At 58.9% G+C, this 20945-nt stretch carries 17 protein-coding genes; 9 read left to right on the top strand and 8 right to left on the bottom strand.

Annotated features, from left to right (window positions below; all coding sequences use genetic code 11):
* Positions 1-126: 126 nt before the first annotated feature.
* The 5 genes from epd to fba all read left to right on the top strand — a co-directional run bounded on the left by epd (position 127) and on the right by fba (position 4373).
* Complete coding sequence (gene epd, locus HU743_RS25510) at positions 127-1179, top strand: erythrose-4-phosphate dehydrogenase (protein WP_186652035.1); 1053 nt, start codon at positions 127-129, stop codon at positions 1177-1179.
* 12 nt (positions 1180-1191) lie between these two features.
* Positions 1192-2355, top strand: a complete 1164-nt coding sequence (locus tag HU743_RS25505; protein WP_186652033.1) for a phosphoglycerate kinase — start codon at positions 1192-1194, stop codon at positions 2353-2355.
* Positions 2356-2389: 34 nt separating this feature from the next.
* Positions 2390-2611: a hypothetical protein gene (locus HU743_RS25500; RefSeq protein WP_186549309.1), complete on the top strand. Its 222-nt coding sequence runs from the start codon at positions 2390-2392 to the stop codon at positions 2609-2611.
* A gap of 57 nt (positions 2612-2668) precedes the next feature.
* The gene (locus HU743_RS25495) at positions 2669-3001 is read left to right on the top strand and encodes an MliC family protein (RefSeq protein WP_186631629.1); all 333 of its coding nucleotides are present in this window, start codon (positions 2669-2671) and stop codon (positions 2999-3001) included.
* 307 nt (positions 3002-3308) lie between these two features.
* On the top strand, positions 3309-4373 hold the full coding sequence (gene fba / locus HU743_RS25490; RefSeq protein ID WP_008081027.1) for a class II fructose-bisphosphate aldolase: 1065 nt from the start codon (positions 3309-3311) through the stop codon (positions 4371-4373).
* 101 nt (positions 4374-4474) lie between these two features.
* Here the strand turns inward: fba and HU743_RS25485 are convergent, their stop codons facing one another.
* The 5 genes from HU743_RS25485 to HU743_RS25470 all read right to left on the bottom strand — a co-directional run bounded on the left by HU743_RS25485 (position 4475) and on the right by HU743_RS25470 (position 12404).
* Positions 4475-4747, bottom strand: coding sequence for a hypothetical protein (locus HU743_RS25485; protein WP_186652031.1), 273 nt, complete (start codon positions 4745-4747; stop codon positions 4475-4477).
* Between the two features lie 279 nt (positions 4748-5026).
* Positions 5027-5155, bottom strand: coding sequence for a hypothetical protein (locus HU743_RS27390; RefSeq protein ID WP_273509091.1), 129 nt, complete (start codon positions 5153-5155; stop codon positions 5027-5029).
* A gap of 113 nt (positions 5156-5268) precedes the next feature.
* Positions 5269-5958 (bottom strand): transposase, encoded by a 690-nt coding sequence (locus HU743_RS25480; RefSeq protein ID WP_186652037.1) that lies wholly within the window; start codon positions 5956-5958, stop codon positions 5269-5271.
* Positions 5959-6674: 716 nt separating this feature from the next.
* On the bottom strand, positions 6675-11507 hold the full coding sequence (locus HU743_RS25475) for a hypothetical protein (RefSeq protein WP_186652029.1): 4833 nt from the start codon (positions 11505-11507) through the stop codon (positions 6675-6677).
* 228 nt (positions 11508-11735) lie between these two features.
* Positions 11736-12404: a polysaccharide lyase family 7 protein gene (locus HU743_RS25470; protein ID WP_186549299.1), complete on the bottom strand. Its 669-nt coding sequence runs from the start codon at positions 12402-12404 to the stop codon at positions 11736-11738.
* A gap of 314 nt (positions 12405-12718) precedes the next feature.
* Between HU743_RS25470 and HU743_RS25465 the strand changes: the two genes are divergently transcribed.
* Genes HU743_RS25465 through HU743_RS25455 form a run of 3 tightly spaced genes read left to right on the top strand, consistent with a single transcriptional unit; the run spans position 12719 to position 15697 of the window.
* Positions 12719-14842: an EAL domain-containing protein gene (locus HU743_RS25465; protein ID WP_186631607.1), complete on the top strand. Its 2124-nt coding sequence runs from the start codon at positions 12719-12721 to the stop codon at positions 14840-14842.
* Positions 14843-14887: 45 nt separating this feature from the next.
* The gene (locus HU743_RS25460) at positions 14888-15382 is read left to right on the top strand and encodes a M48 family metallopeptidase (protein ID WP_186652027.1); all 495 of its coding nucleotides are present in this window, start codon (positions 14888-14890) and stop codon (positions 15380-15382) included.
* 18 nt (positions 15383-15400) lie between these two features.
* Complete coding sequence (locus HU743_RS25455; RefSeq protein ID WP_186652025.1) at positions 15401-15697, top strand: winged helix-turn-helix domain-containing protein; 297 nt, start codon at positions 15401-15403, stop codon at positions 15695-15697.
* 114 nt (positions 15698-15811) lie between these two features.
* Here the strand turns inward: HU743_RS25455 and HU743_RS25450 are convergent, their stop codons facing one another.
* On the bottom strand, positions 15812-16264 hold the full coding sequence (locus tag HU743_RS25450) for a GNAT family N-acetyltransferase (RefSeq protein WP_186652023.1): 453 nt from the start codon (positions 16262-16264) through the stop codon (positions 15812-15814).
* Positions 16265-16519: 255 nt separating this feature from the next.
* Between HU743_RS25450 and HU743_RS25445 the strand changes: the two genes are divergently transcribed.
* Positions 16520-17257 (top strand): transporter substrate-binding domain-containing protein, encoded by a 738-nt coding sequence (locus HU743_RS25445; RefSeq protein ID WP_186631599.1) that lies wholly within the window; start codon positions 16520-16522, stop codon positions 17255-17257.
* A gap of 115 nt (positions 17258-17372) precedes the next feature.
* On the opposite strand, the gene yccS is transcribed toward HU743_RS25445, so the two are convergent.
* Together yccS and HU743_RS25435 are read right to left on the bottom strand one after the other, a co-directional pair.
* Complete coding sequence (gene yccS, locus HU743_RS25440) at positions 17373-19547, bottom strand: YccS family putative transporter (protein ID WP_186652021.1); 2175 nt, start codon at positions 19545-19547, stop codon at positions 17373-17375.
* 218 nt (positions 19548-19765) lie between these two features.
* Positions 19766-20944: an NAD(P)/FAD-dependent oxidoreductase gene (locus HU743_RS25435; RefSeq protein WP_186652019.1), complete on the bottom strand. Its 1179-nt coding sequence runs from the start codon at positions 20942-20944 to the stop codon at positions 19766-19768.
* Position 20945 lies beyond the last annotated feature (1 nt).

The raw sequence follows: 20945 nt of genomic DNA, 5'->3' as shown, positions 1-20945 counted from the left end.
CGCCCATTCGCGAGCAGGCTCGCTCCCACAGGGAAATGCATCCCAATGTGGGAGCGAGCCTGCTCGCGAAAGCGTTGGTTCAGGCAACATCGCAATGCCTGATTCACCACGGTAATCGAGAACCCCATGCCTCAACCGCGTCCCTACAAAGTTGCACTCAACGGCTACGGCCGCATTGGTCGTTGCGTCTTGCGGGCATTGTTCGAGCGAGGCGAAAAGGCCGGGTTTGAAATTGTCGCGATCAATGATCTGGCCGACATGGCCAGCATCGAATACCTGACACGCTTCGACTCCACTCACGGTCGCTTCCCTGGCGAGGTGCGTGTAGAGGGCGATTGTCTGCATATCAATGGCGATTGCGTGAAGGTTCTGCGCAGCGCCACCCCCGAAGGCATCGATTGGGCGTCTCTGGGCGTCGATCTGGTGCTTGAATGCTCCGGTGCCTATAACACCCGCGAAGACGGCCAGCGCTTTCTCAATGCTGGCGCGCCACGGGTGCTGTTCTCGCAGCCGATGGCCAGCGAAGCGGATGTCGACGCCACCATCGTCTACGGCGTCAATCAGGACTGCCTGACCGGCGACGAGTTGCTGGTGTCCAACGCGTCCTGCACCACCAACTGCGGCGTGCCGCTGTTGCGCTTGCTGGACAAGGCGATTGGCCTGGATTACGTATCGATCACTACCATCCATTCGGCAATGAATGACCAACCGGTGATCGACGCCTATCATCACGAAGACCTGCGCCGCACCCGTTCGGCGTTTCAGTCGGTGATCCCGGTGTCCACCGGTCTGGCGCGCGGAATCGAGCGCCTGCTGCCGGAACTTGCCGGGCGAATTCAGGCCAAAGCCGTGCGCGTGCCGACCGTCAACGTGTCCTGCCTCGACATCACGATGCAGACCGCCACGGCGACGGATGCCAACGAGGTCAACCGGATCCTGCGCGAAGCCGCTAGCCACGGCCCGCTCAAAGGCCTGCTGGCCTACACCGAGTTGCCGCACGCCAGCTGTGATTTTAATCATGACCCACATTCGGCCATCGTCGATGCCAGTCAGACCCGCGTTTCCGGCCCACGGCTGGTGAACATCCTGGCCTGGTTCGACAACGAGTGGGGTTTTGCCAACCGAATGCTGGACGTTGCAGACCACTATCTGCAAACAGCAACTTCAAAAAAACCGTAGGAAGTGCGACCCATGACCGTGTTGAAGATGTCCGACCTCGATCTGCAAGGTAAGCGCGTATTGATCCGCGAAGACCTCAACGTCCCCGTCAAGGACGGTGTTGTCACCAGCGATGCGCGAATCCTGGCTTCGCTGCCGACCATCAAGCTGGCGTTGGAAAAAGGCGCGGCCGTGATGGTTTGCTCGCACCTTGGCCGTCCGACCGAAGGCGAGTTCTCGGCCGAGAACAGCCTCAAGCCTGTCGCCGACTACCTGAGCAAGGCCCTGGGCCGCGAAGTGCCGCTGGTGGCCGACTACCTGGGCGGCGTCGACGTCAAGGCCGGCGACATCGTGCTGTTCGAAAACGTGCGCTTCAACAAAGGCGAGAAAAAGAACGCCGACGAACTGGCCCAGCAATACGCGGCCCTGTGCGACGTGTTCGTGATGGACGCTTTCGGTACTGCTCACCGCGCCGAAGGTTCGACGCATGGTGTCGCCAAGTTCGCCAAAGTTGCTGCCGCTGGCCCGCTGCTGGCCGCTGAACTGGATGCGCTGGGCAAAGCCCTTGGCGCACCGGCCAAGCCAATGGCGGCCATCGTTGCCGGTTCCAAGGTGTCGACCAAGCTCGACGTGCTGAACAGCCTGAGCCAGATCTGCGACCAACTGATCGTCGGCGGCGGCATCGCCAACACCTTCCTCGCTGCGGCCGGTCATCCGGTCGGCAAATCGCTGTACGAACCAGACCTGCTCGACACTGCGCGTGAAATCGCGGCCAAAGTCAGCGTGCCTTTGCCGGTTGACGTGGTGGTCGCCAAGGAATTTGCCGAAAGCGCCGAAGCCACCGTCAAGCTGATCGCCGACGTTGCGCCTGACGACATGATTCTGGACATCGGTCCGCAAACCGCGGCCAATTTCGCCGAACTGCTGAAATCGTCGAAGACCATTCTGTGGAACGGCCCGGTCGGCGTATTTGAATTCGACCAGTTCGGCAACGGCACCAAAGTGCTGGCCCAGGCCATCGCCGAAAGCTCGGCGTTTTCCATTGCCGGCGGTGGCGATACGCTGGCGGCCATCGATAAATATGGCGTGTCCGAGCAAATCTCCTACATTTCCACCGGGGGTGGCGCGTTCCTCGAATTCGTCGAGGGCAAGGTGCTGCCAGCGGTTGAAGTCCTGGAAAGCCGGGCCAAGGCCTGAGGCCGCCCGTTTGGCCAGGCAAAGGAGTGTTCACATGGTCAAGTCGTTAGCACTGTTGTTGCTGACCGGTACGCTGGCGGCCTGCGGGAGTAACCCGAAGGCCGAAGCCACGCCTGCACCGAGTGAGGCGCAGAAAGGCTGTTACCAGGCCGACTGGCAGGCCGAAACCAACCCGGTGCTGAACAAGCGCTCGGGGCCGGATGGCCTGGACAAATACGAGACGCAAACCCCGGTCAAGGAACATGGTTGTCCTTGACGGGTCTGACTATTTAACTCAGGGCTGGCGGCGTGTGCTGTCAGTCGAGGAACACGGATGAAAGGCTTGATCGCCGTTGCGGCGTTGGCATTGTTGGGCGGTTGCGCGCAATTGAATCTGTTTCAGTCGTCGGCCCCGGCGGACAACTGGACGACCTGGACCTGCGACAGCCAGGCCAAGGTGTTGTGGCGTTACGCCGATGCCGGCCAGAAGGAAGTCGACGTTCGCCTCGGCGGCGGCGATCAGGTCTATCGCTTGAAAGAAGAACCGGGCGCCTCGGGCACGCTGTACAGCGACGGCATGCTGGCGTTTCACGTCAAAGGTGACGAAGGCCTGGTGTACTGGGTCGCCACCAATGACCTGATTGGCCGCGGTTGCAAAACGCAGTAAACGAATACGCCGCAGATTCATTGTGGCAATGGCTTTTGTGGCGAGGGAGCTTGCTCCCGCTGGAGCGCGAAGCGATCCCGAAACCTTACGATGCGGTGTTTCAGAATGACCGTGTTGGCAGGGTTTACGATTGCTTCGCAGCCGAGCGCGAGCAAGCTCGCTCGCCACAGGTCGGTATCCATACAGGTTTGGCTTCATCGAATCACCAGACCGGGCCTCAACCCCCGATCTGCATTAACTTGAATAGCCGCCGCCGCTCCGGCAGGCTGGCACGATCAACGACCCTCAACCGGGAGAGACACACACAATGGCACTTATCAGCATGCGCCAGATGCTGGACCACGCAGCCGAGTTCGGCTACGGCGTTCCAGCCTTCAACGTCAACAACCTTGAGCAGATGCGCGCCATCATGGAAGCCGCTGACAAGACTGACTCCCCGGTGATCGTCCAGGCTTCGGCCGGCGCCCGCAAATACGCCGGCGCGCCTTTCCTGCGTCACCTGATCCTGGCGGCAATCGAAGAATTCCCGCACATCCCTGTGTGCATGCACCAGGACCACGGTACCAGCCCTGACGTCTGCCAGCGCTCGATCCAGCTGGGCTTCAGCTCGGTAATGATGGACGGCTCGCTCGGCGAAGACGGCAAGACGCCGACCGACTACGACTACAACGTCCGCGTCACCCAACAAACCGTCGCCATGGCCCACGCCTGCGGCGTATCGGTAGAAGGCGAGCTGGGCTGCCTGGGTTCGCTGGAAACCGGCATGGCCGGTGAAGAAGACGGTATCGGCGCTGAAGGCGTTCTGGACCACAGTCAGATGCTGACCGACCCGGAAGAAGCCGCTGACTTCGTCAAGCGCACCCAGGTCGATGCCCTGGCCATCGCCATCGGCACCAGCCACGGCGCCTACAAATTCACCAAGCCACCAACCGGTGACGTGCTGGCGATCGACCGCATCAAGGAAATCCACAAGCGCATTCCGAACACCCACCTTGTTATGCACGGTTCGTCCTCGGTGCCACAAGAGTGGCTGGCGATCATCAACCAGTACGGCGGCGACATCAAAGAAACCTACGGCGTACCGGTTGAAGAAATCGTCGAAGGCATCAAGCACGGCGTGCGCAAGGTCAACATCGACACCGACCTGCGCCTGGCCTCCACCGGTGCGATGCGTCGCCTGATGGCCACCAATCCGAGCGAATTCGACCCACGTAAATTCTTCGGCGCCACTGTGACTGCAATGCGTGACGTGTGTATCGCTCGTTACGAAGCGTTTGGTACTGCCGGTAATGCTTCGAAGATCAAACCGATCTCGCTGGAAGCGATGTACCAGCGTTATCTGAAGGGTGAGTTGAACGCCAAGGTTAACTGAGCCTGAGTGTTAAGCTGATTTAAAAGAAACCCGCCGAGAGGCGGGTTTTTTGTGGAGGACTCGTTCGCTAAAATAGAGGGCATGAGATTATGGGGTTTAAATTATGCAACATTATACGAATATACGGCTGACCATCTTGTATTGTCAGCGACACCATTTACCAAGGCTGTTGCAACAACTTTTTGTAATCCTTTTTCCGGGAAGCTAATTGTAAAGCCAAAATTTCCGTCTCCGTAAGACTCTCCTGATCCCAGTTGAGTCGCGCCGTTTGGAGATAGCGTGACGTAAATCCTGCTGTTAGGAACGGATTTTCCGGTAATAAAAAAGCCATTTACGTCTTTTCGGATGGATGTGATAGTTGTTTCATTAGCCATCTTTATTGCTCCTTGTAATATGAGTCGAGTCTTACCTGGTTTCTAAATAAGACACGCACGTTCAGCCAATTATTTTGCTGTGATAGCTCTTGGCTTGAAGAAGGTTAGGCGGTTGTTTTGTAAGTTGAACCTGTAATAACTGACAGGTTTTTATGTTCATTGGCGATAAACTTGTCTTGGTATATAACTTTGGTAGGTTTAGGGGGCGTAAAAGGGGGTAAATTTTTTAGAGCGTTCTCCTAAAAATCCGCCAAGAGGCGGATTTTTTCCGGAGCAGAACTACTCCTTCAATTCGACATGATCCAGCGCCTGATTCACCGCCAACTCGCCGAGCATGACCACTTGCGCGATACCCAGCGCAGTCTTGCGGTGCGAGGCGTCGAGCGTCGCGGCGAAGTTGTTGAGCATTTCGCTGGCCGAACCCAGGAAAAAGGGGACGGAAAAAGGGAAAAGGACGGAAAAAGGGAACAGATTTATTAACTCATCCCTATTGCCCCTTCGATTTTGTGTAAGCGTCCGCACTATTTCGCAGGTCGCCCTCTAGAGCGCCGTGAAATCCGCATTCCCGTGATGTTTTCAATTTGGTCTGTGAAGCGTGGACTTCCCGTCAATTGCCCTCGTTGCAACGCCCCTCTTATCAACTGCAGTTCGGAGGGTGGCGCGGCTTGATCCATGAACTCTATGTAACGATCCACGCGGGTTGAATGGTCCAAGCCAAGTCCTTTGAAACCAGGGCCTTCATCCAGCCAAGTGTTCTCAGCAGTCTCTTTGAGCCTCAAGGAATAGCTCGACCAAGGGTAATCCTGTGCCCGAGCAATCATTTCAGCTCGCACCGGGTTGAGTTCGATATATCGGCTACAGGCCAGCAAATAGGTGTCTGTTTCGACGACACTGGATTTGTACCGACTTTCCCACAGAGTGCCCGAACGTCCTTCGAGCTTGTTGCGATAACGCGTCATGCGGCCCGCCAAGCCTTTCATTAGCTGCCCGAGTGCAGATGCGTCTTCTCCAGGAGCGAGTAGTAAATGGACATGATTGGTCATTAGGCAGAAGGCATAGACCTTCACCCCGAAATGGTGTTTAAGTTCTTTTAGATCGCTGAGATAGCGCCGGAAGTCCTCTGGCTCGGCAAATACGACTTGCTTGTTGTGGCCTCGCTGTACGATATGATGCGGATAATTGGGTAATACAATTCGTGCCATTCTTGGCATGTAGCCTCCTACGTCCTTGTAGCGATAAGGTAAGTGTAGCAGCGGAGAAGGGCAGGTGATTTCAATAGTTCTGCCCCCTTTTTTCACCTTTTTCAGTGACAAAATACCTGTGGCGAGGGAACTTGCTCCCGCTGGGGCGCGAAGCGGTCCTAAAAAAGCGGGGCCTACTACGTGTTCGAACGGAAGCACGCTCCCTCGTCACAGGGGGGGCAGTGATCTAAATAAATCTGTCCCCTTTGTTGCAATTTCGTCTGTGAAGCGCGGACTGCCCGTCAATTGCCCTCGTTGCAACGCCCCTCTTATCAACTGCAGTTCGGAAGGCTGCGCGGCTTGATCCATCGGATTTAAATAAATCTGTCCCCTTTGTTGCTTTTGTTGCCCCGGCTTGATCCATCGGATTTAAATAAATCTGTCCCCTTTGTTGCCCTTTGTTGTCCCTTTGTTTCTTTGTTTCTAAAAAGGGACAGAATTATTAAACTCCAGGGAATCACCCGAATCGATTCTGGCAATTGCGCATATCACCCTACTGGCGGAGCTGGCGGTGAAACGGGTGCTGGATCACGTCGAGGTGGCGGACTCCGCGGTGCACAGCTGAGCTTGCAGGAGCGGGCCTGCTCGCGATGGCGATACCCCGGCCGATAATGTCGCCGGGCGATATTGCGCAATCGCAAGCAGGCTTGCTTCAAGGGAGCTTCAGGTCCTCCAGCACCGCCTGTTCAGGCAGAGGACCCCGAAGGCCCCGGTTGAGGCTGCGTGTTTATCAGCCCCAGCCGGTTTACACGTTCAGCAACCGTTCGGATCGTCATCCTGAATTCGCCGTTGGTTTTGACGTATTTCATCCACGATTCAGCATGAATGTCGTTATCGAGTGCGAACTTGACGACCGCGTAGCGGTTGCGGTTTTCCGGTTTGAGAGAAAGCTGGTGCCAGTCCCGAAAGTGCTGGTCGGTAATCCTGGTGTACTTTCCCGCGGCGCCTTTTTGCAGTTTTATTGCCCTGATAGTGCCGGAGATGGTCAGCTCGCCATTTTTTGCAACGAAGGTGCGCCACCTCAAAGGGTGCAGGCGGTGAGTCCAGGCAAACGCCTCTGCGGCCTCTTCGGTGGGTTGATTCATGGAAAGCCATATTTGAAAAAGGTCGTCTGTCAGCTTCTGGTGTTTTGCCGGCATGAGCATCGCATAGCCGAGCGTATTGATTTCTCCTGTGTTTCGTCTGACGAATTTGTTCCAGGACCGTATCGGAATGTTTCGTTCATTGAAAAAAGGTACGGGGTCGAGAGTAGGTAAAGGATTGGCAGAGCGGGCATTGGCGGTGATCCGTTCTTCCCACTCTCTAAGCGCCTTTACTGTTCGGCTGTCGGCCTTGGGGCCACCACCGGGTAACCGGTTCAGAGTGTCGAGTGCCCAGAGTTGATTGGGCATCTTGCGTAATCTGAAAGAGGTAAACGCTCCACTCGGCGTGAGCACCGGAGCGACCAGCCCTTTGGGGTCGTAGAGGTTGAATGAGTTCTGGATCCGGAATACCTGCTCCTCACCCTTTGCGCCCGTGCTGCGCACCAGCAAGGTATTGGCGGGGGACCTATAGATGCCCGTTCCTTCGGCCAGAGAAGAGCCGGCCGGAATACCGCCCTTGACCAGCAGGCGCGTGTGTTCCTGCATAAAGGCGCTTTGGTACCCGCTCAGATCGGCGATTGGTGTTTGCTTCACCGGCCTGAGCAGCATCTGCAAAGGTTTGATGCCAATGCCGGTGGACCGCGCAACGCTGCCGACTTTCGTCGTCGCCGTCGCGACCTCGAACAGCACGCGCCCAGCCATCCCGCGACGGAGAATGAGGCCCGCAACGTTTTGTCCCAGGTGGCGCACGGTCTGGACGCTGATACGACCGGCGCCACCGGCCCAGCGCAACGCCGTAGAGCCCAGATGGCCAGCCCAGGGGAACGCGCCCAGCATCGTCGTTACGACATCGACCCCGAACATCACCTTGTTGAACCTGGACTGCGCGTCCAGTTCTTCGTTGGTCACGCTTTCGGCGTCGGTCTTGTCACGCAGGTGCAAGTAGTTCTGTCGATACAGTCCGGCCAGCATATCGCCGGTGTAGGCGGCCAGTCGGTGGTTGAGCAGGCGAGTGTTCGCTGGTAATCGCGCCTTCAGGTAAGCCTGCCAGGCCGGGCTGCGCATCAGCGCGGGCAGATGTGCTTCGCTGGCGATCTCTCGCAGGTCCATGCCGTCCGGTGCATCCGGCGTATACAGCACGCGCATGTCACTGTTGGCGGCAGAGAGAATCAGCACGCCGTTCACGGTTTGGCCGCCGCGTCCCTCAGGGGCGTTGTTGGCCGGATTGAACATCAGGGCATTGGCAATGATTGTCTGTCCGTCGACGGTCTGGCGCGTTGCCGGATCGGGGCCGGCCAGGACTGCCGCCATCCATGCCGCGGCTTTTTTCTGCGTATTGTCGCTGTGCAATGCACTGCGATAGGCATCAGGGCTCAATCGGGCCGACAGCGCCGAGTATTCCAGCGCACACGCCTGATTGTTCATCCAGACCTGTTTCAGGGCTATGGCATCGGTCGTAGTGGCCTGGGGAGCCAGATGGCTGTCCAGCACGCTTTGCGTGTATCGCTGACCAATGTTCAGCTCTTTGACCCAGCGCTCCAGGCATTGTTGATCGAGGCTGACGGCTTTGCCCTGGCGATCAAGTACCCAGCGCCCTTGCGTTGTAACCAGCCTGGCCGCCAGCGAGTCGTGCTCTGTCCATGCAAGGCTCTTTTCCCAGGGCTTGTTGTTTTTCAGCAGCAGGTTGGTCAGCGTCATGCGAGTGGTTGCGAGGCTTTCATGCAGCGTACCAAACCCGGCCTGTATGCCAGAGCCGGTCCGGGTTCTGCTGGCTCGGATGACGATGGTCTGGTCCGGGTCGACGCCCTCGGACGGGTAGTCTGCCCTGGCCTGGCCGTCCGGCCCTTTTTCTGCGAGGAATGTGCGTATCTTCAGCAGCACCTGTCCCTTGGCGTAGTCCGCCAGGGAGGGGATGAGGGCTTTCCATTGCTGACTCAGTTGTTGCTGTTTTTCTTCTGCGGTCTGCGCCAGCTCTTGCAGGGCCTTGCGGTCATTCAGGCTGAGGCGTTTTTCCCAGTCCGGACGCCAGTGCTCCAGCAACTGCCGATTACGTGCCACGAACGCGTCGGCCATATCCAGCAATTCGATCAGTTCTGTGCGGCCATTGCTTGCACTGTCCGGCTCATCTTCGGTCAGCCCCAGAATGGTCTGGATATCCGCCTGCTGCTTGTCCAGCAATGTCTGGATACTGTCGGCGACAAAGTCGTCCGCTATCGGTGCGAAGGCGTGGCGCAGGTCGCTGCCCCACAAACCGGTTTTCGTGTGTTGTACCGCTAGCGGCAAACCGACGGCGAGCAATCTGCCGGTATCGTCGCCGGCATTGAAGCGTGCCACCAACGTATCACGCAGCGCTTGCAGGGTCGGCATTTCTTCAAAGCCCCGATGCGGTGTATAGAGCACCACCAGGCCGGCGTCGCTGCTCCCGCCGACGCCTCGGCTATCGAGATTTTTGTGTCCATGGGGCCAATGAGGAAGCACCGGGCTGGAACCGTCCCGGGCCGTCAGGACGAAACTGCCCGCCAGGCGCGCGCCTTCGGCGGTGCCACTGTTGACTGTCAATTGATAGACGCCAGGCCGCGCGCCATAGCTGAATTTGGTCTCACGCCGGGCCAAAGTCGGATAGCGCAGCGCGCTGTCGATCAACTGTTTCGCCTGTGGGCTCAGGGTCTGGTCGGCTGTGCGCAGGCACGCCTGTACATCCAGGGCCTGGCGATGCAGGTCAATCAACCGCACCTGTGGGCAGCTCAGCTCGGGGGCGACCGGAGTCTGCCAGTAAGCGCTGACCTGTTCGGACAAACGCGCTTGCAGGGCCTCAGCCAATTGCGGCAGCGAGCCGTTTTGCAGGATCTGCTCGGCTTCGTTGCAAGCCGTGGGGCTGCTGAATACGCCTTCGGTGACCGGAGCGGCGTCCTCCGGTTGCACAGCGTCATCCTCATCACTGGGCACAGCGGTGTTTTCCCAAAGCAACAAGGTGCGCAGCGCTTCGAGCAATGGGCGAGAAGACTCCAGTCGGCGAAGACCATCGTCATCGGTCTGGTAGTGGTTTACATATAAACCGGCGAATCCGCTATCGGTCGGCAGCTGTGGGAAGGTCTCCTTGAGCAGAGATGTGAGGGCCGTCTGCAGTGAAGGATGCCGCTGCTCGTCGAGTACATCGCCGATCTGCTGATTGAGATCGTTCCAGCGTTGAATCAAGCGTGTCTGCTGCTCGATGTCCGGCAGCGTCTGCGCGGTGATGGCCATCGGCGCGGGCGTTTCAGGCAAGCGCGCAATCAAGTCCGGACATCCCGTGAGTGGCAACGCCAGTGTGGTGTGCAAGCGCGTGGCCAGGGCGTCGAAGGTGGTCCGGGGCGAGTCGAAGGCGTGATCCAGTTCGGTGTCCTGCTGTTGGCGGCACGCCTTCAGGCAGGCACTGAACACCGCGCCGGTGATCGGGCTGTAACGCAAGTTCTGTCCTTGGCTCAACACCTCGCTGGCGCGAGTCCTTTCGCTGAGGGCAATGTTCTTGAGCAAAAGGGTTTTCTCAAGGCCCGCCACGAGGCGACGGCGCAGAAAGTTTTCCATGGCGTTGAAGTGCTGGAATATCTCGACGCCGAATTGTGGGGTGTACAGCACGGTGGGGCGCGCGCCATGCAATTGTTCGGTAATGATGAAACAGCCGCTCAGCGGGGCTGACCATTCGGGCAAATCTGTCGCAAACAACGTAATGCCGACGACTTGCGCCGGTGTGGCGTTGTTCGTGGTCTCGTGGAGCACAAGATTTTCGATCAGTTGCCGGCCTTCGATCACCACCGTCACGTAGGTCCTGGCGGTGTCCACGGCGGTCTGACGCTGTATGTCGGCAGGCTTTTGCTGCAACGCCTGCTCGGCTTGCAGCAGCTGTTGTTGGGCATCGTGCAGTTTGAGGTCTGCCTCAAGACGAAACGCCATGCGCTGTTTTTGACTGACGGCCTCATGCACCGTCAGCGCACCCGTGGTGACATGGGGCGACGACCAGAATGCCTCAAGCGCAAGCCAATAGAGCATTGGGCTGTCCTGCTGCAAATCACCGATCAGCGTATTCACTGCCGCGACTTCAAGGCCGGTGACTACACCGTCGCGCCCCGTGTGGTGAGGCCGATAGTAGAAGCCCACCGCCCGCTCGACTCGGCGATTCTGCGGTTCTTTCTCAAGCGCGGTCGGCGTTCTTTGCGTCGCAATGGCTTCTTGCAGCACCTGAGTCAGGTTGCGCGTGCGGATGAGACGGGCAGTGGGCGCAGGGCTTTCCTGGGCATCCGGCGAGGGCGGGTCGTACACGTATTCGTTGAGAAAAACCGCATCGGGATCGGGCGGGTTGTCGGGTACTAGGTTTGCCAGACCCTGGCGTAAATGAGCGGCCATTACCGCCGCGAAGTCCGGTTGCGCATCCAGCAGATGCTCGATGGTGGTGACGCACACCGGCAATCGGCGCAGGGCGTCATCACCGGGATTGAGGGGGAGTGGAGTCATGACCCGAGTTTCCTTAGAGGTAGGTTTGCCGTGCAGCGCCGCCCTCGTTGGCGAGCTGCGCGCGAATCGAACAGTCGACTCGCCCTACCCTAATCACTCGTGCAAACGCACCCGATATACATAGCTACTACATCGCCCCCAACCCTGTTGCCGCTTGTGTCGGTGCGCCTGCCCGCATTACTTGTCGTGATCGATATCAAGTTTCGAAAAAGTGACCTGCCCACCTTCACTGGTGTACCCCGTGTTGTCCTGCACATAAACCCCCGCCTTGAAATACAGCGGCTTGTCACGCCAGGTCGCGCTGATCTGCGAGTCCCACTGATAGCCCGCCGCACTTACACCCAGCGCACCGCCGGGGCTTAGGTGGATGAGGTAGTTGAATTCGCGATCAAGCTTGATGCCGGTGGCGAGGGTGATGACGCGGCTTTCGGCATCGTCCGGGCGCATGCGCACTTTGATCACCAGATTGCCAGTCTGGGTTTTTTCCTTGTACTGATATTCGAGTTTGACCATCGGCCGCTGGCTCTCGTACGCGTGGATCTGGCCGATGACGATCTTGCCCGAGCTCGGGACCTGGTTGACGGTGAGGGTGGCGCGCAGCAGGTTGTCGGCGTCCGGGTAATACCAGTTGCGCAGGGTGCCGTTACTGTAAGTCTCGCGCAATTCGGTGCGCGGATAGACGGCGTTGGCGGTTTTTGACCCGGTAACCGGTGACCAGAAGAACAACGTGCCAGTGTCGGAATGGAAGTATTGATCCTTGAAGCCGTTCACCAGTTTTTCGGTTTCGACGGTGTACGGCGGGCTGCCAACGGGAACGCTGAGGTTCCAGGTTGCGAGGTCGATCATATCGGTTCTTCCACTCGATTCATCCGGAACGCGGGTGCCAGAAGCTCTAGCCCGCGCCTTTTGGGCCGGCCTTTATAAGCGTAGCGGCAATTTTTGTTAATGCCCGTCCGGCGGATGATTGACGTCAACATCCTGTCGAAATGCCATCTTCGCCGGTTTTCGGGGCCTTCAGGCGCGACCGTTAGTCGGCTGGAGGAAACTTTGGCGAAATGATGGCGGGATGACAGCTTCTGCTTTAGCGGATCCACGACTAGAGTGAAGGCTCAGTATGTTTATGGTTTTTGCCGGCTACCGGTCCCGATAAGAGAAGCAGCATGGAATGCGCGCAACCCCAGCCAGGTGAAGGCAGATCGGTCCTATTGATCGTCGACGATTACCCCGAAAACCTGATCAGCATGCGAGCCTTGTTGCAGCGGCAGGACTGGCACGTCATCACCGCCGCCTCCGGTTTCGAGGCGCTCAATCTTTTGCTCGAACACGACGTCGACCTGGTGCTGCTGGATGTGCAGATGCCGGGCATGGACGGTTTTGAAGTCGCACGGCTGATGCGCGGCAGCCAGCGCACGCGCCTGACCCCGATTATTTTCCTGACGGCCAATGAGCAATCCCAGGACGCGGTGATCAAGGGCTACGCCAACGGCGCCGTGGATTATCTGTTCAAACCCTTCGACCCGCAGATTCTCAAGCCGAAAGTGCAAGCGCTGCTGGAGCACCAGCGCAATCGCCGCGCCTTGCAGCGCTTGAGCCATGATCTGGAGGTTGCCCGTGCGTTCAACGCCTCGGTGTTGGATAACGCGGCCGAAGGGATTCTGGTGCTGGCTGAGGACGGGCTGATCCGCTTTGCCAATCCGGCGATTTCACGGTTGCTCAATGCGCCGGTGAGGGAGCTCGAAGGGCGGGAGTTTCTTGATTATCTGCAGAAACCGCACATCCCGGTGTGGGCCGATTGCGACTTTTATGCCAGCTACAAGCGTGGCGAGACGCTGAGGCTGCACGATGCCTTGCTGCGCACCGCGCCTGGTCAGCAGGTGCCGGTGGCCTTGTCCTGCGCTGCGTTGCCAGCGGAGCAACACGCCATGGTGGTGACGGTGCTGGACATGTCGGTGGTGCGTCATCTGCACCAGCAACTCGAATTCCAGGCCGTCACCGATCCACTGACCGGTTTGCTCAATCGCCGTGGTTTTTATCAAACGGTGGAGAATCTGCTGCTGCGCGGCGAGCGCAGTGACAGCAGTTGGGTACTCTTGTATCTGGATCTGGACGGCTTCAAACGGGTCAATGATTCGCTCGGTCACGATGCCGGCGATCGCGTCCTGCGCTGGGTGTCCGAACAGTTGAAAGCCTGTCTGCGGCCATTCGACATTCTGGCGCGCATGGGCGGCGATGAATTCACCGCGCTGCTGGACCTGGAGTTTCCCGAGCAGGCGGCGAAAATCGCCGAGAAACTCATCGAACGGGTATCGGTCTGCCAGCAGATCGAAGGCCTGGACATCGCGCTCGGTGCCAGCATCGGCATCGCCACGTATCCGGACTGCGGCTCGAACCTCGATGGCTTGCTGCGCGCCTCCGACATTGCCATGTACGAAGCCAAGCGGGCCGGGCGTCAGCAGTATCGTTTCTACGACCCCGAAATGAACGGCCGGGCGCGCTCGCGGCTGATGCTTGAAGAAAGCGTGCGGGCCGCCATCGACAATCGTGACTTTAACCTGGTCTACCAGCCGCAGGTGGCTATCGGCAGCGGTGTGATTCGTGGCTTTGAGGCCTTGTTGCGCTGGCAGCATCCGAGCGTTGGCGATGTGCCGCCGGGGTTGTTCCTGCCGTTGCTGGAAGAGGCTCGGTTGATCAGTCGCCTCGGTAGCTGGATTTACCATCGTGGCGCCGGCCAGCGCAAAGCCTGGGAATCGCTGTTTGGTGAAGATCTGGTGCTTGGCGTAAGTTTGAGCAACACCCAGTTCAGCCTGCCGAATCTGGTCACCGAGCTGCGCCAGGTCATGGAGCGGCACGCCTTGCAACCCCGGCAGCTCGAGGTGGAGATCACCGAAGAGGCGCTGATGCAAAACCCGGACGAGACCCGCAAGCAACTGCGTCTGTTGCGCAATCTCGGTGTGCGCGTGGCCCTCGATGACTTCGGCTCCGGCCCGTGTTCGCTGGCGCATCTGCGCGATCTGGAACTGGATACGCTCAAGCTCGACCGTCGCCTGATCGCGCGCTTGCCTGATTCGTCCAGAGACGCTTCGCTGGTCAGTACGGTACTCGCGCTGTGCAGACAATACGGCTTGCTGGTGATCGCCGAAGGGGTCGAAACCCTTGAGCAATACCACTGGCTGCAAGCCCATGGCTGCGAATATGTGCAGGGTTTCCTGGTCGCGCGTCCGTTGATGGCCGAAGACGCCGCTCGCTTCGTCGAGCCGTTTGACTGGAGCGCAGTGCCCGGCTGAATTCGCTACACTGGCGCACCTTTTTTCGAACCGTGCTGCCCGTCCATGACTGTATTGAAGTACCTCCAGGCCTATCCCGAGCGTTTGCAGGATCAGGTGCGTCAACTGATCACCGAGGGGCGCCTGGGTGACTATCTGGATCAACGCTATTCAGGGCGGCATGACGTGCAGAGCGACAAGGCGTTGTACAGCTACGCACTGGATCTCAAACAGCAGTACATGCGCAACGCCCCAGCCATCGACAAGGTCCTGTTCGACAACCGCCTCGACCTGACCCACCGTGCGCTGGGTCTGCATACCACGGTCTCGCGGGTGCAGGGTGGCAAGCTCAAGGCCAATAAGGAAATCCGCATCGCTTCGCTGTTCAAGGATGCCGCGCCGGATTTTCTGAAAATGATCGTCGTGCACGAACTGGCGCACTTTAAAGAGTCGGATCACAACAAGGCGTTTTATAAGCTGTGCGAACACATGCTGCCGGGGTATCACCAGATCGAGTTCGATCTGCGCGTTTACCTGACGTGGCGCGATATGCAGGCTTGACCAATCAGGAAGGTGTGGATGGACGTCAGCAAGACCAAAAGCAGTTTCTACCGTCGTTTGTACGTGGCCTGGCTGATCGACAGCGGCCTGGCGCCGAGTGTGCCCGCGTTGATCGAAGTCACTGGCATGCCCCGGCGCACGGCGCAGGACACCATCGCTGCGCTGGCCGATCTGGATATTGTCTGTGAATTCGAGCAGGAGGAGGGCGCGCGCAACCATGCCGGGCGCTATCGGATTCGTGAGTGGGGGGCGATTGATCGAGGGTGGATAGAGCAGAATTTGCGGCAGATAAAGGCTGTCCTCGAATATCCCTGAGTCCCGCGGTGATCGGGCTGACGCCTTCGCGAGCAAGCCCGCTCCCACAGTAGACCGAGTTCTTCAGAAAAATCCGGTCAAAATGTGGGAGCGGGCTTGCTCGCGAAAGGGCCCTCAAGAACGACGCATGCCTATATGCGGGATGCCATCTTCCAGATACTCCTCACCCGCTACGACAAACCCGTAGCGACCGTAATACCCCTGCAAATGCGCCTGTGCCGACAGAAAGATCGGCACCTGCGGCCAGTGCTTCTCGGCCTGTTTCAGCGCCTGCTCCATCATCGCGTGCCCCAGCCCTTTGCCGCGACCGGCAGGCGCGGTGATCACGCGGCCGATGACGACGTCACCGCCCTGGGACTCCGGATCCAGAAGGCGCAGGTAAGCCATCAACTGATCATCCTCCCATCCCATCAGGTGGTGGGTGTCGCCCTCAAGATCCTGACCGTCGAGATCCGGGTAGGCGCATTTCTGTTCCACCACAAACACGTCCGAGCGTAGCTTCAAAATCGCGTAAAGCTGCTCTTTGCCCAGATCGCTGTGATGTTTGCAGATCCACTCGATAGTCATTTTTCGATTCCTTGAACGTGTCGGCCGATACTAAGCGCACTCGCCGAAGATGTCTGTATGGCGTAAGCGTCGGGGACAAAGGTCAAAATGCCATCATTCCTTTCGCGCAGTCATGCCGACTTTGTGTAATCTGCTGGTGAGCACTGCGCACCGGCTTGCATGAGCTAATGTTCAACGCTTGGGTTTTGCCGGTAAGGGGCCTTGGATTTTGACGTGAAGACACGTCGGGCAGATGCCCGCTGAGGATGTTCAAGCATGCTGCGATTGCTGCAAGTCGTTGCTTTGATCGGATTGTTGCTGCTGGCCCAGAGCGCTGCGGCGCAGAAGCTGCGGCTGGTGTTCGATAATTGGCCGCCCTTTACCGACGACGCGCTGGTCAACGGTGGCCTGGCCACCGACATTGTCAGCACTGCGCTGGCCCGCTCCGGCTATGCCAGCGGTTATGAACAAGTGCCTTGGGCGCGGGCGTTGCTGGGGATTGGCGAAGGGCGTTACGACGTGCTGGTCAACGCCTGGTACAACGACGAGCGCACCCTGATCGGCCAGTTCTCTGGCGAATACCTGACTAACCGCATTCGCTTCCTCAAGCGCAAGGACACTCCGGTCGAATACAGCAATCTGCAACAGCTGCACACTTATCCGATTGCGGTCGTGCGTGGTTATGCGTACTCGGCGCCGTTCGATGCCGACACCGCGCTGCAGAAAGTCCCTGTGCATAACTTCGCCATGGGCGTGCGCATGCTCGCGGCGGATCGGGTCAAGCTGACGCTGGAAGACGAGTACGTAGCGAAATACTACCTGGCGCGGGAATCGGCCAAGGTGCGTAACTCGGTGGAGTTTCTACCCAAGCCGTTGAGTGAGAACAGCCTGCATATCCTGGTCAGCCTGAAGAACCCGCAGCATGAGCAGATTGTGGCCGGGTTTGATCGGGCGATTGCCGAGATGAAGACCGACGGGACTTACGAGAAGTTGTTGCGACGACACGGGATGTGAGCAGGCAGCTGCAAGCGACAAGCGACAAGTTAGAAGCAGGGGCAGTGTTTAGCTTGCAGCTTGCAGCTTGCAGCTTGCAGCTTGTAGCTTGTAGCTTGTAGCTTGTAGCTTGTAGCTAGACCTCCTTGATCAGATGCGCCGCCAACGTGCGCAACGGCCCCAACTGCCGACAAATCAGCGCCAATTGCGTTTGCACCAGACGCTGGCCCTCATCGATTTCATCGGGCATCTGCTCCAGCTCATTGGCCAGTGCTTCCTCTTCATCGCTTTGAATCGCGACCGGCTGTTTGCTCGCCAGGCCTTGGGCGATCTCGTCGATGCTGGCGGCCAGTTTCGCCCCGGCGCCTTCGATCAAGTGTTCACGCACATCGGCCGGCAGTTGCGTCTCGCGATGCGCGCCCAGCCCCGACAGGTAGCTGAGCAGCGTGTGCGACAGCACCAGAAAGCGGAAGCCGACATCGGCTTCCTTACGGAAATGCCCTGGCTCCATGAGCATATTCGCCAGTGTCGTCGACAGTGCCGCATCGGCGTTGTGCGCATTGCGGCGGGCCAGTCGATAGGCGAGGTTGTCGCTTTTGCCGGCGGCGTATTGCTGCATGATCTGGCGCAGATAAATGCTGTTGCAGGTCAGGGTGTTGGCCAGCACTTTGTTCAGGCGCCGACCTTGCCAGTCAGGCAGGAACATGAACACCGCCAGCCCCGCAATCAGACTGCCCAGCAACGTATCGAACAATCGTGGCAGGAACAGTCCGTAACCGTCGCCCACCTGATTGAAGCAGAACAGCACCATGATGGTGATCGCCGCCGTCGCGAGGGTGTAGCGGGTGGTGCGGTTGGTAAAGAACACTACCCCGGCGGCGATGGCGAAACATGACTGCACCAATGGGTTGGGGAACAGATCGAACAATGCCCACGCCACGGTCAGGCCGATTGCCGTGCCGATAATCCGCTGGCCGAGTTTGCGCCGCGTCGCGCCGTAATTCGGCTGGCAGACGAACAGCGTGGTGAGGATGATCCAGTAGCCTTGCGAAGGGTGTATCAGATGCACCATGCCGTAGCCGATGCTCAGCGCCAGTGGCAGGCGCAGGGCATGGCGGAACAGCAATGAGGTCGGCGTCAGTTGCGTACGCAGGCGAATCCATACGTCTTTGAGATTGCGCGGCGAGCGGTCGAGCAAGCTGCTGTCGGTGGCGTCGGCGAGGGCATCGGGGTTGCTCGCGTCGCTGAGCAGACGGTCGAGGGTGCCGAGGTTGGTCGCCAGTGCGCGCAGCGAGCGCAGCAGGCCGCGCCACGCCGGGTTGCTCTGGATGCGCAGGTGTTCAAGGGAAGCGTCGAGGTCGCTCAGGGCTTCGGCAAAACTGGCGTCGTAGGTGAACGGCTGGCGCATCTGAATCGATTCGGCCAGCGCACGACAGGCCTTGCCTTGCTGGCGCAGCAGACGCTGGCAGCGGAACAGCACATCGCTGTGAAAGAACGCCTCGGCCAACGCGTTGTAGGGATAGTGCGATGAGCTGGCGCGTTCGTGAATGTCCTGTGCGAGGAAGTACAGCTTGAGGTAGCGGCTGACTTTCGAGCCGGGGCGGCCGTTGCCGACCCGGTGCAGAATGATTTCCTTGGCCGTATTGAGCGCGGCGACCACGCGCCCGTTCTGTTGCGCCAATTCGAGACGTCGAGCCTCGACGTCCATTTGCCGGATCGGCTCGAACAGCGAGGATTTCAGCTTCAGGTAAAAACCCAGCTCACGGAACAACCGCGCCAGGCTCTGCTGCACCGGCTGATTGGAAAACAGCGCCTGCCACAGCACCGACAGCAGGCCGTACCACGCCGCGCCGGCCACCAGCAGCATCGGTTCATGCCAGAAGTCAGTGACCGCGCCGCCACGCTGGTCGACGCCGATCATCGTGTACACCGAGAGGATCAGCGTCGCCGAGGCAATCGCCCCATAACGTTCGCCCAGCGCACCGAGCATGGTCAGGCCGAAACTGGCCAGTGCCAGGGCCACGGCAAAAATGATCGGGTAGGGGAAGAGCAGCTCCACCGACAGCGCGGCGATGCTGAAACACACCAGCGTCACTGCCAGCGCATTGAGGCGACCCTGCCAACTGTCGTCGGTCTCGGCCAGGGCGCTGGCGATGATTCCCAGGAATAACGGGATCAGCAGGCCCATTTCATCCTGATACCAACACAGCGCCATGCTGCCGGTCAGGGCGATGAATACCCGCACGCTGTAGCTGAATTTATCCAGCGCCCACAGGCGCCGCAAAGACTGACGAAACGAGGTCGAGGACATGAAGTGCGATGGCCTTCCGAGGCGATGCCGCTAAATTGAGCCAGTAATGACGCCGACGCAATGGCGCCGAGCACATCTGACAGCAAAAAGTGTTCCTTACTGCATCACACATGACAAATGTAGGAGTGAGCCTGCTCGCGATAGCGGTGTGTCAGCCAATGCATTCATCGACTGATACACCGCTATCGCGAGCAGGCTCACTCCTACAGGGTTCTGCGTTAGGCGTACTGCGCAGCAGCGTAACCGGAGGCCCAGGCCCATTGAAAATTGAACCCGCCCAGATGCCCAGTGACATCCAGCACTTCACCAATGAAATACAGGCCGGGGCTTTTCAACGATTCCATGGTCTTGGACGAGACCTCACGGGTGTCGACGCCGCCCAGGGTCACTTCAGCGGTGCGATAGCCTTCAGTCCCCGCCGGGACAACCTTCCAGCTGCCGAGCTTCTCGGCAATCTCTGCCAGTTCCGCGTGGGTGTACTGCTTCATCGGCTTGGAGACAAGCCAGCTGTCCGCCAGCAGATTGGCCATTTTCTTGGTGAAGATTTCGCCAAGCAGGGTTTTCAGCTCGCTGTTCGGGCGTTCGGCGACTTGCTGTTGCAGCCATGTGGCGGCGTCGTGATCCGGCAGCAGGTTGATCTCGACCGTGTCGCCGGGTTCCCAGAACGAGGAAATCTGCAGGATCGCCGGGCCGCTGAGGCCGCGATGTGTGAACAGGATGTTTTCGCGGAAGCTCTGGTCGTTGCAACTGACCAGACAATCCACCGAGGTGCCGGACAGCTCGGTGCACAGCTCCTTGAGCTGATCGGTGATGGTGAACGGCACGAGGCCGGCGCGGGTCGGTAGCAGTTCGTGGCCGAACTGTTTCGCTACCTGATAACCGAAACCGGTCGCGCCCAGGGTTGGAATCGACAGGCCGCCAGTGGCGATGACCAGCGATTGGCACTGAACCTGACCGAGGGTGGTGTCGAGCAGATAACCGCTGTCGGTTTTTTCGATGGTCTGGATCGAGGTGTCCAGGTGCAGCTCGACGCCGGCCTGATCGCATTCGTCAAGGAGCATGCCGAGGATGTCGCTGGATTTGTTATCGCAGAACAGCTGGCCGAGTTTCTTCTCGTGGTACGGCACGCCGTGTTTGCCGACCAGACCGATAAAGTCCCACTGGGTGTAACGCGCCAGTGCCGATTTGCAGAAATGCGGATTCTGCGAAAGGAAATTGCTCGGCTCGGTGTACATGTTGGTGAAATTGCAGCGGCCACCGCCCGACATGAGGATCTTCTTGCCGGCCTTGTTCGCATGGTCGAGCAACAACACTTCGCGCCCACGCCCGGCGGCGGTCAGGGCACACATCAAGCCGGCGGCGCCAGCGCCAATGATCACGACTTCGGTAGAGCGCAAA

It is taken from the genome of Pseudomonas sp. SWRI99 (assembly GCF_014270125.1).
GTDB classification, from domain to species: Bacteria; Pseudomonadota; Gammaproteobacteria; order Pseudomonadales; family Pseudomonadaceae; genus Aquipseudomonas; species Aquipseudomonas hamedanensis.
The sequence above is the reverse complement of the archived record's forward strand: the minus strand, read 5'-3'. Positions and strand labels throughout refer to the sequence as shown.